We start from the raw sequence: 11,005 nt of genomic DNA, 5'->3' as shown, positions 1-11,005 counted from the left end.
CCCGCCTTTTCAATACGGATGCGGTAGCTGCCGAGCGGAAGATCGTGGAGGATGACCGGCGTCTGCTGCGCCACAGGCTTGTCGTTGACCGTAACCGTCGCGCCCGAGGGGTCGGAATAGACGTAGATCACGGAGCGAAGCGGCGATATCTTCTGGAAGAGGCCGTTCGCCTCGCGCTTGACCTCCTCGTCCTTTGACTTGAGCATCACCTCCACCAGCAGGGGCAGCGCCTTCGCGGCCTGCTGCTGGGCGGCATAGCAGGCGACGAGGCCGAGCATGGCCGGGTAGCGCTGTTCCTCCACCTGGCGCGCCTGCTCGAAGTAGCTGATCGCCCTCTGAATATCGTTGAGCGCGTAGTAGCTCTTGCCGAGCATGTAATTGGCGAGCGCTATCTCCGAGGGTGCAGGCTCCGACGTGAGCGCTGCCGCCAGCTCGTTGATCGCCTCCTGGTACATCTGGCGATTCATCGCAAGCTTGGCGTTGTTGATATGCGCGCCCGCGATGGAGGTCTGGAGCTTGACGTCGGCCAGAAACGGCGTGTTGATGTCGACCTTCAGGTCCTCGGCATGCTCGAAAAATCCCTCCTTGCGCAGCACCAGCCTGTGCTCGCCGAGGGGAAACGTGCCCTCGTACGGGGTCGCCCCCACGAGTTTGCCGTCGATGAAGACCTCGGCGTTCGAGGGATCGGACTTCACCTTCACGGGGAATATCTTGAGGTCCTCCTCCTTCACTTCGAGCACGTACGTGGGCTGGTCCTCGGCCAACACGAAATCCCTTCGATAGATTATGTCGCTCACATAGGTGGAAGAGGTCTCGCCCAGCCTTCGGGCGCGCCTGAGCTCCACAACATACGTGCCGTAGGGCACATAACTCGGCTTGTTGAACACCACGCTGTCGGGTTTCGCCGTCCCGCTCCTGTACTTGTCGTAGACAAACTTGCCCTCCATGTAGAGCTCGGTGTCCTTTGGAAGGCCCATGACCTTGAAGATGCCTATCGGCGCGCGGAATAGCACCGGGACCACCGATTGGCCCAGCTCCGCCTGGAACGAAACCTTCTGCGTATAGCTCTCGTTGATCTCGGGCATTACGAACGTGGCCTCCGCCTCGTAGCTCTGGCCCGGCATAAGCTGAACGTTTATGCGCATGGGAGTCTGGCCCACGTCCTGGCCCTTGAACATGACCTTTGCAGGCAGCGGGCTGGAGGCGAAATCGACGAAGACAGGCATCGCGCTGCCGGCCGGCTCAACCGGCATACCCGGCTGCGCAGGCGCAGGGAGCGGTGCTGCAGTCTCCGGCGCGCCAGGCGCCGGAGGCGTGGGACCGACCGCAACAGGAGGCGTCTCAGCGGGCAACGGCCCGACATCAGGCGACGGCGGAGAGACGGATGCAGGAGCAGCCGCAGTCTCAGGGACAGCCGGTGCGGGCATCGGGGCCGGAGCTGGAGCCGGGGTCGGCGCAGGTACTGGCGCTACATCGGCCGGCAGAGATTTGGCCACCACGACGCGCTTGGCAGGTTTAAAGAGCAGACGCTTTCCAAAATATCCGGCAGTGATGATGAGCAGGATTATCAGGGCGCCGAACATCGCCGCCTTGCGCTTGTCGGCGAGGGCAGCGCCGAGCAGACCCGAAAACCTGTTGGAAATCACCTTTGACTTAGAACCGGATGCCTTCTCATCTGCGGGAAGAGGAATCTCCTCGGCAGGAGATTCTTCGAGAGGGACCTCCCTCTCCTCCATACGCGACGTGAGGCTGTCGGGGGGGATTGCTACGAAGACCGTCCGGTCGCTCATCGCGAGTTCCGGCGGGAGCGTGAGCTCCTCATCGAGCGCCATCTTCTGCGTAACGAGCCTGAGCTGGTATATGCCGGTCTTGACCACGTCCTTGTGGCTGATCTTGACCGCTTCCGATATCTGCTTGCCGTTGACTAAAGTGCCGTTCTTGCTGCCCAGGTCCTTCACCACATAGCCCGTGGGCTGCCGCATCACCTCGGCGTGCTGGCGGGAGACGCTCTGGTCCTCGAGCCTGATCTCGTTGGTCGGCGCCCGACCCATGATGTTGGCGCCTTCCTTGAGCGGAAAACGGGTGCCGATGCGCGGACCGTCAACTATGACCATGTAAGGGAGGGAAGTCTGCTGGCGCGAGGGGGTCAGCTCCTCTTCGATCTCACCCTGTGACCTTATCACGGTCTTGTCGGCGGAATCTGCCGCAGGCGCGGCCTGCGGCCTCTCCTCAACCGCCTGCGCCGGGCCCCTCTTCTCCTGGTCATCAGCCATATCAACTAATCGAATACCATATCGGAGAGGCCCAGTAAAGCACCCTCTGGGTTTAGAGCTTGATTTTAACTAAGAAAATCAGGATATTGGTTCATCATGTCAGGCATCGGGCGCATCAAACTCTTCGCCTTTCTCGCGCTTCTCTTCATAGCCGCCGCACCCGGCACGGCGCAATCCAAGACATGCGTCAAGTGGCAGGCGGCAATGGCCCAGGGCCGCATGTCGCTCATGCCCGCCGGAAAAAACATCCTGGTGAAGCCCTTCACCGACTTCACCAAAAAACCTGGGGACGAGTGGCTCTCCACAGGGATCCGCAACTTCGTGGGAGACCTCCTCTCTTCCGCCGGAAAGGCGCGGGCGCAGTACGGCATAACGGCGACACACGGAGGCGGCCCCTATGATTACTCGATCGACGGCATGTACCAGCACCTCGACGGGAACATGAGAATCTTCATCAAACTCTCGGACGGCGGCGGGCAGCTCATCGCCCAGAGAGAGGCGGTCTTCCCCTACCCCGACAACAGCGAGTTCTTCTCAAGGACGGCCCAGGCGACTGCGGATATCATGAAGGAGATGCAACTCTCCTTCGACCAGTCCTCATTCAATGCAGTGAAGGATGCGACGGCATCCACCCGCGCGTACGAGAGCTACTCGAGGGGCCGCGAGCTGCTCGAGGCGTACAACGCGTCGAACGCCGAGGCGGTCATCTTGCATTTCACGGATGTGAAGAGGCTGGATTACGCCTCTCCGCTGGGCTATCAGGGCATAGCCGCTGTGAACGACTTCCTCGGCCTCTACAATAAGATGTCCGGAAAACCCTATGACACCTATTTCATCCGGGCGGAGGCCGAGATCGCACAGATGGCCAAGCTCACGAAGCCGATGAGTCCGGTCTTCGGATACATCAAACCCAAACCCGCCGCCAAGGAAACGGGTCCGGCCGAAATAAAAGACAGGTTCGTGATGGGCAACGCCTACTACAAGGAAGGTTCGGCTGCGGCGAGCCGCTCCGACCACAAGGCGGCTGCCGCGGCCTTCAGGAAGAGCGTCGAGCTCGTGCCCGAGGACGCTGTGGCGTGGCAGAGGCTTGCGAATTCGGAATCCATACTCGGCAATCAAGAAGGTGCGGTGCAGGCGCAAAACCGGGCCAGCGCTATAGACCCGTGCCTTGGAAATCCATGAGGTGATATGAAATCATACAGATACACGGCTCTTCTCCTCGCCGTAGCGATGCTCGCTTTCCCCATGGAGGCCGCGGCCAAGAAGAAGATCACCATGCCTACCTCTCGCGCCGTGTATCACAACAACCAGGGCGTGAGCTTTATGAACAAGGACGACTACGAGCGCGCTGAGCTCGAGTTCAAGACCGCGATAGAGCTCGCGCCGGAATATGTGGAGGCGTACAACAACCTCGGCGTGGTCTATCGCAAGACGGGACGAAACAGTCTTGCAGAAGCGCAGTTCAAGAAGGCGATCGAACTCGATAAAAAATACGCCGCCGCATACGCGCACCTGGGCGCGGTGTATCTGGCCGAAGGAAGGATAGACGACGCGATCGAAGCGATAAAAAAGGGCCTCAAAAAAGACAGCACGCTCGCCGACGCGCATTACAATCTAGGCCTTGCGTATCTCGAGAAATCCAAGATCGACAAACAGGACTACAGCCCGCTCGCGATCGATCAGTTCAAGATAGCGACCGAGCTGGACGCCTCCCTCACGCACGTGCACGCCAAGCTCGCCGAGGTCTACGAACAACGCGGCGAGCTCGAACTCGCCGGCATCCGCCGCAGGCTGGCGCTGGCCGATAAGCCGGAGTCGGCCGACCAGTGGCTCAAGACGGGCGAGCTGTACCTGGCGCGCAACGACCTGACCAAGGCGCAGAACGCGCTGAACAAGGCCCTGGAGATCGAACCCGAATCGCCCAGGGTCCACATGTCGCTGGGCCTCTACTACATGCAGGCGACGCAGCCGGATCTCGCAGTCAACGAGTTCAAGAGCGTGACTGCGCTAGAGCCGAACAACGAGCTGGCCTGGTACAGGCTCGGCACGCTCTATCTCAATTCCGGCCGTCTTGCCGATGCGACCGCAGCGCTCAAAGAGACGACTCGCATCAACCCCAACTTCGCCGACGCCTCTTTCAATTTGGGCTTGACTTATCTCAAGCAGGGGAAAATTCTCGACGCGCAGCGCGAGTGGGAGCGCACCGTGGTCATAGCTCCGAACTACGCCAGAGCGCTCTACAACCTGGCCAAGATCCATGAACAGCAGGGGAGGACAGAGGAAGCGGGCCGGATGTACTGCAGATTCATCGCAACGGGCGCAAAGGAGTTCGCGGCGGAGACGAAGATCGCCTCAGACTTCGTGAACGCGAACAAAATCAAATGTCGCAACTGATCATACAGGAAAGAGGCCGCGAAGAACCGCTGATACACTCCTGCACCGAGGAGGAGATCACCGTCGGCCGCCACGACCGCAACTTGATACAGCTGCGCGGCCGCGGCGTCTCCCGCTTCCACGCAAAGATCGTCTCCGACGGCGAGAACCACTTCATCATCGATCTCAAGAGCGGCAACGGCACGTTCCTCAACGGCATGAGGCTGGCGCCCCATGAGAAGAACCTGCTCAGGCCCGGCGATCTCATCACCATCGACACCTTCGACCTTCGTTTTCACGGCGCCGAAGCGGAAAGCGCTCTCACCATCGATGAGGAGATAACCGGCTCCGACCTCCTGGAGGTCAAGCTCCTCAAGAAGGTGCTGACCGCGCTGGACAAGGAGATGGTGCCGTCCCTCGAGGTGCTCAACGGCGTGGCCGAGGGCAAGAAACTCCATCTCACGGACGAGACGGGAGAATTCACGGTAGGCCGCGACCCGGAGTGCGACTTCCCGATAAACGAGTACGCGATATCGCGCCGCCACGCCAAGGTCCTGAAACGCTGGGGCGGCATAGCGATCCGCGACCTGGAGAGCAAGAACGGCACCTTCGTGAACAACCGCCGCGTGATCGAGGAGTATCTGCACGACGGCGACCGAGTGGCGTTCGGTACGATAGTCTGCATCTTCAGAAACCCGCAGGAGATAAACCTGGCCGCCATGGAGGAGGTCGCTCCGAAATCCAGACCCGCGCCGATCTCGCCACAGGAGATACCCGGCCTCGAGGAAGAGCCTGAGCCGGCGATGCAAACCGAAGAGGAAGCTGAAACCGGCTCCACAGAGGAGCTCCCTGAGGAGGAATCCGAAGCGGTCAGGGAATGGGCCGATCTGGAGAAAAAACGAGCCTCCCATGCCGCTTATCCCACGCCCACGCCCAGGATCGAAAAGATAAAGAAGCTCACGCCAGTGGAGATAGGCATGATCGGCCTCGGAGTTTCAGTCCTGCTCTTCGCGTTCATAACCATAGTCAACCTGCTGTCATCCTGAAAAAAAGGAGAAAATCATGGCGTTCAATCTGGAAAAATTCTTCGACAGCATCTTCAAACCGGCAAAGGGCGAGATCGTCACCGTGATGTACGATCTGCCGCACGGGTCGATTCCCGACCGCAAGGAATGGAAAGAACGCCGTCAGATGGCGGAAGACTGGCGCGACAAGATCGAGCACCTGGCGAACCGCTGGGGCGTCACGGTGAATCCCGCGGTGACGTACCAGGCCACTGGCGGCAACAACGCCGATCTTCCCAAAACCTGCAAGATCGGAGGCGTGGACAAGGATTTCGACGAGGTGATCGGCCATTCCACAATCATCATCGCGATGCCGGAGTTTTCGGCCACCGCTCCGCTCTACGGCTACACGAAGAAGTCGAAGAAGCTGCGCGTGGGCAGCATGCCGGGAGTAGCAAAGTTCATGGAGGAGTCAGGGCTCTCCGCGGACTATTCAGCCATCGCAGAGAAGGCGAATATCCTGGCCGCGATATTCGACAAGGCCGCGGCCGCCGAGGTCGAGTTCTCCACAGGACATAAGTGCTACTTCGACCTGCCCTCGTATAACCACGCGCACAAGGACGACGGCATACTGCACCCCGAGAAGGCAGGCACGGACGGCGCCCTCTCCAACCTCCCCGCGGGCGAGGTCTACTGCGTGCCGAACGAAGGCCCGGACAGCAAAACCGCGGGCGAGCTGCCGGTCAAACTCGGGGATGAGACAGCGGTCTTCATCGTGAAGGCCAACAAGATCGTCGACGTGAAGGGCGCGAGCCCTGAAGCGGCCGAGCTGCGCGGAAAGTTCAAGGCCGACCCGGCATGGCAGAACATCGCTGAGTTCGCGGTAGGCTTGAACGACAAGGCCAGGGTGACCGGCATCGTGCTCGAAGACGAGAAGGCCGGCTTCCACTGGGCCTACGGCCGTTCCGACCACTTCGGCGGCAAAGTTGGAGTGAAAGACTTCAAATCAGGCAAGGTCGTGCACCAGGACGTCGTATACGCCAAAGAGAGCCCGATCACCTGCAAGCGCTGCGACATGATCTTCCCGGACGGCACGCGCAAAACCGTGGTGGAGAACGGCGTCGTAAAGGTCTAGGGTAAATTAAACCATCGCGGACTGCAGCACCTCCTGCGGGATGCCGACGCGTGCGATCGGTTGTATGCGGAGGTTTTCCGAAAGCTCCTGATAAGAGAGGACCGAGAGCTGAGGGAACTCCAGCTCCACGATCTTCCTGAAGTAACGGCGTATCTCCGCGGTGGTGAGTATCACCGGCGGCCTGGCGCCCGGCGGGAACGGATGCGACGCGATCTCCTTGCCGACCGCCTCTACGATCTCCTGCGTAATCTCCGGCTCCAGCGCCAAATAGTTGCCCTTCTCGGTGCGGCGAATCGCGTTCTTCACCAAGTCTTCGATCTCCGCGTCCAGCAGGTAAACGGCGAGGGTATTCGCGGCGCCCGCGTACTTGTGGGTCACGTAGCGCTTGAGTCCTGCGCGGACGTGCTCGGTGAGCGTGAGCGTGTCGCGCTCGATCTCGCCCCATGCGGCCAGAGTAGCGAATATGGTCTTCAAGTCCCTGACGGCGATATCCTCCTGCACGAGCCTCTGGAAGATGTCCGACAGCTGCATGATGGTGATGACCTTGGGAATCAGTTCCTTCACGAGCGCGGGATGGCTCTTCTCCAACTCGGAGACCATAGTCTGTATCTCCTGCAAGCCCAGGAACTCATTGGCGTGTCTTCTGAGCACATACGAGAGATGGAGAATCAGGTACTCGGAGACGTCCCACATCCTGAAGCCGGCCTGCTGCGCCACTCCTTTGAACTCCTCCGATATCCAGGTGACCACCGACCCGTCGATCGGATGGATCGCCTCGGTGCCGTTGATATTGAAGAGCGAGAGCTGCTCCAGCGGCTCGCCCACGAGGATATGGCCGTGCATCACCTTTCCGTGCGCCACCGGGACCTCGTTGATGTTGATGACGTACGCCTCCGGCTCCATGTCCACCGTCTGCCCGCGCACCTGTATGCCTGGAAAGTTGACTCCCAGTTCGTAGTAGAGGCCGTGGCGGAGAAGCGGAATCAGCTCGTTGATGAAGCGCCCCCCGTCCTGCGAGTCGTCCACGAACGGGATGATCGCGCTCCCCACCTCCATGGAGATGGGCGACGGCAGGATGAAGGGCATCACGTCGCCGTGCTTGCGCACCGCCCGCTTGACCGCATCCTGCTTCGGCTGCTCCATGATCTGCTGGACCACTTTCTCCTTGGATTTGATGAGGTAAGCCGCGATCCCGCCGACGATGATCCCCATGATGATGAAGGGGATCTTGGGCAGGCCAGGGACTATGGCCAAAAGGCCCAGTATCACAGCGGCTATGATGAGCGCCTTCGGATACGCCGTGACCTGCGTGACTATGTCACGCCCCAGGTTGGACCCCTCGCTCTCCGAGGAGACGCGCGTCACCACGATGCCTGCGGAGACCGAGATGATCAGCGCGGGCAGCTGCTGCACGAGTCCGTCGCCTATGGTCAGCAGGGAATAACTCTTGAGCGCGTCCTGGAACGGCAGTCCCCTCAGCGCCACGCCCACGATGAAACCGCCTATGACGTTTATCAGGGTGATGATCATGCCGGCGATGGCGTCGCCTTTCACGAATTTCATCGCGCCGTCCATGGCTCCGTAGAGCTGGCTCTCGCGATGCAGGGTTGAACGGCGCTGGATCGCCTGCTCCATGTTGATGATGCCCGCCCTCAGGTCAGCGTCGATCGACATCTGTTTGCCCGGCATGGCGTCTAAGGTGAACCGTGCGCCGACCTCAGAGACGCGCTCCGCTCCCTTTGCGATCACGATGAAGTTGACGAGGGTGATGATGAGAAACAGGATGCCGCCTACCACGTAGTTGCCCTGGACCACGAAGTTGCCGAAGGCCCTCACCACCTCGCCGGCGTCGCCGCGCGAGAGTATCATCCTGGTCGTGGAGATATTGAGGGAAAGGCGATAGAGGGTCGCCATGAGCAGTATCGTCGGGAACGAGGCTATCTTCAGCACGTCGCTGATGTAGAGCGCCACCAGGATTATTATGACCGCCATGGTGAGCTGTATGGTGAGAAGGATGTCCAGCAGCCACGTGGGCAGCGGGATGACGATCATCGCGATGACCGAAACGATGACCGCTGCGAGCACTACATCGCTGTATTTGTTGATGATGTTGTTCAGGCCCGAAAGCGTGCCGCCTTCGATCTCGGGCTGCTGGGTGGACATGCGCGGGACCCCTTTCCTGAAATTGCCACTATTTTAGCATATTTGGGAAGGTAGCCAAGGGGCAAAATAAGATCAGGCGCCGCAGCACTTCTTGTACTTTTTCCCCGAGCCGCAGGGACAGGGGTCGTTGCGGCCGACCTTGGGGGCTTCGCGAAGGATCGTGCCCTGCCTCCTGCCGTGGTCGCCGCGGGCCTCCGGGGGAGCTTCGTCGAAGGCGCTAGTCCCGGAATGCACGGCGCTCGCGGCCTGGCGCTGTCTGCCCCGCTCGGCGACGCGCGAGACGCTCTCCTCGCTGGAGACCTTGACCCTGAACAGCTTTGAAACCGTGTCCGCGACGAAGCTGTTCATCATCTCGCGGAAGAGCATGTACCCTTCCTTCTTGTACTCGAGTATCGGGTCCTTCTGCCCGTAACCGCGGAGCCCTATCCCCTCGCGGAGGTGATCCATGGAGAGCAGGTGGTCCTTCCAAAGGGCGTCGAGCGTCTGGAGCAACAGTACGGTCTCGATCCGCCGCATGAGGTCTGCGCCGTTGGCGCGCTCCCTCTCTTCGTAGATCGCGATCATGCGGTCGTACAGGTTTTTACCCAGCTCCTCCTGCAACGTCTGCCCGGCGGACAGATCGGAATCCGCGAGCAGGACGTTGAACGCGGCGAGGACCCTGTCCTTGAGCTGAGTGGAGTCGAAGCCCTCGCCGATCTTCTCTGGAACGCACTCCTCGACGATCTCCGTCACCGTCTGGTCGATCATGTCGAGGACCATGTCCTTGTTGCTCTCGTTGGCCAGTATCTCGCGGCGCCTCGAATAGACCGTGTGGCGCTGCTGGTTCATCACGTCGTCGAATTCGATCAGGTTCTTCCTTATCTGGAAGTTGTGGCCCTCGACCTTGCGCTGTGCGTTGGCGATGGCGCGCGACAGCCACGGATGCTGTATCTCGTCCGCCTCGCCCATGCCCATCCGCTCCATGAGGCCGGATATCCGCTCACCGCCGAAGATCCTGAGCAGATCGTCCTCGAGGGAGAGGTAGAACAGCGATCTGCCGGGGTCACCCTGGCGGCCGGAGCGGCCCCTGAGCTGATTGTCTATGCGCCTAGACTCGTGCCTCTCGGTGCCCAGGATGTAGAGCCCGCCTGCCTCTATCACCTTTCTCTTCTCCGCGGCGCACTGCCCCTTGTAGCGGGCGACCGCCGCCTTGAACTCCTCCTCGGAGACATCCGGTCCGGTCTCGCTCCGTGCAAGGAACTCGGGGTTGCCGCCGAGCATTATGTCGGTCCCGCGGCCGGCCATGTTCGTGGATATCGTCACCGCGCCGAAACGACCCGCCTGCGCCACTATCTCCGCCTCGCGCTCGTGCTGTTTGGCGTTGAGCACGCTGTGCGGCAGACCGTACCTCTGGAGCATCTTGGCGAGCCGCTCTGACTTCTCGATCGATATGGTGCCGACCAGCGCAGGCTGCCCTTTCTCGTGGAGCTCGCGTATCTTGGTAACGACCGCATCGAACTTGGCCTGTTCGGTCTTGTATATGCGGTCGGCCTCGTCCTCTCGTATCATCGGCTGGTGCGTGGGTATGACCACCACGTCCAGTTTGTAGATCTTATGGAACTCCTCGGCCTCCGTGTCCGCGGTCCCGGTCATGCCGGAAAGCTTCTTGTACATCCTGAAGTAATTCTGGAAGGTGATCGTCGCCAGTGTCTGGTTCTCGTTCTCTATGCGCACGCCTTCCTTGGCCTCGATCGCCTGGTGAAGGCCGTCGCTCCAGCGTCTGCCGGGCATGAGTCGCCCGGTGAACTCGTCGACGATGATCACCTCGTCGTTCTTGACCACGTAGTCCACGTCCCTCTTGAAGAGCGCGTGGGCCCTCAGGGCCTGATTGACGTGGTGGAGCACGTCTATGTTCTGCGGATCGTAGAGGTTCTTTACGTTGAGCCGCCTCTCGACCTCGGAGACGCCGTCCTCGGTGAGCGTCGCGGAGCGCGCCTTCTCGTCCACGATGTAGTGTTTCTCCGGCTTGAGGTAGGGCGCGATGCCGTTGATGATGTAGTACTTCTCGGTGGACGCCG

Annotated in this window: 7 protein-coding genes; 4 read left to right on the top strand and 3 right to left on the bottom strand. The window is 60.5% G+C overall.

What is annotated here, in order from left to right; translation table 11 throughout:
• Nucleotides 1-2,273: PEGA domain-containing protein (locus tag WC683_17215; protein ID MFA4974348.1), on the bottom strand; the 2,273-nt coding region annotated here is incomplete at its 3' end.
• Between the two features lie 96 nt (nucleotides 2,274-2,369).
• On the opposite strand from WC683_17215, the gene WC683_17210 reads away from it, so the two are divergent.
• Genes WC683_17210 through WC683_17195 form a run of 4 tightly spaced genes read left to right on the top strand, consistent with a single transcriptional unit; the run spans nucleotide 2,370 to nucleotide 6,785 of the window.
• Nucleotides 2,370-3,455 (top strand): hypothetical protein, encoded by a 1,086-nt coding sequence (locus WC683_17210; GenBank protein MFA4974347.1) that lies wholly within the window; start codon nucleotides 2,370-2,372, stop codon nucleotides 3,453-3,455.
• A gap of 6 nt (nucleotides 3,456-3,461) precedes the next feature.
• A complete protein-coding gene (locus WC683_17205; GenBank protein MFA4974346.1) occupies nucleotides 3,462-4,667 on the top strand; it encodes a tetratricopeptide repeat protein in 1,206 nt (401 codons plus the stop codon).
• Complete coding sequence (locus tag WC683_17200) at nucleotides 4,655-5,692, top strand: FHA domain-containing protein (protein MFA4974345.1); 1,038 nt, start codon at nucleotides 4,655-4,657, stop codon at nucleotides 5,690-5,692. The genes WC683_17205 and WC683_17200 overlap by 13 nt, the downstream gene beginning before the upstream one ends.
• A gap of 16 nt (nucleotides 5,693-5,708) precedes the next feature.
• A complete protein-coding gene (locus tag WC683_17195; protein MFA4974344.1) occupies nucleotides 5,709-6,785 on the top strand; it encodes a hypothetical protein in 1,077 nt (358 codons plus the stop codon).
• 6 nt (nucleotides 6,786-6,791) lie between these two features.
• Here the strand turns inward: WC683_17195 and sctV are convergent, their stop codons facing one another.
• Together sctV and secA are read right to left on the bottom strand one after the other, a co-directional pair.
• Entirely contained in the window at nucleotides 6,792-8,948 is a 2,157-nt protein-coding gene (gene sctV, locus WC683_17190; GenBank protein ID MFA4974343.1) for a type III secretion system export apparatus subunit SctV, read from the bottom strand.
• A 72-nt stretch (nucleotides 8,949-9,020) separates the two neighbouring features.
• The coding region (gene secA, locus WC683_17185; protein MFA4974342.1) for a preprotein translocase subunit SecA at nucleotides 9,021-11,005 on the bottom strand (1,985 nt) is incomplete at its 5' end.

Source organism: bacterium, assembly GCA_041648665.1.
GTDB lineage: Bacteria > UBA10199 > UBA10199 > 2-02-FULL-44-16 > JAAZCA01 > JAFGMW01.
Note: the sequence above shows the minus strand (reverse complement) of the source record. Positions and strands in the feature narration are given on the sequence as shown.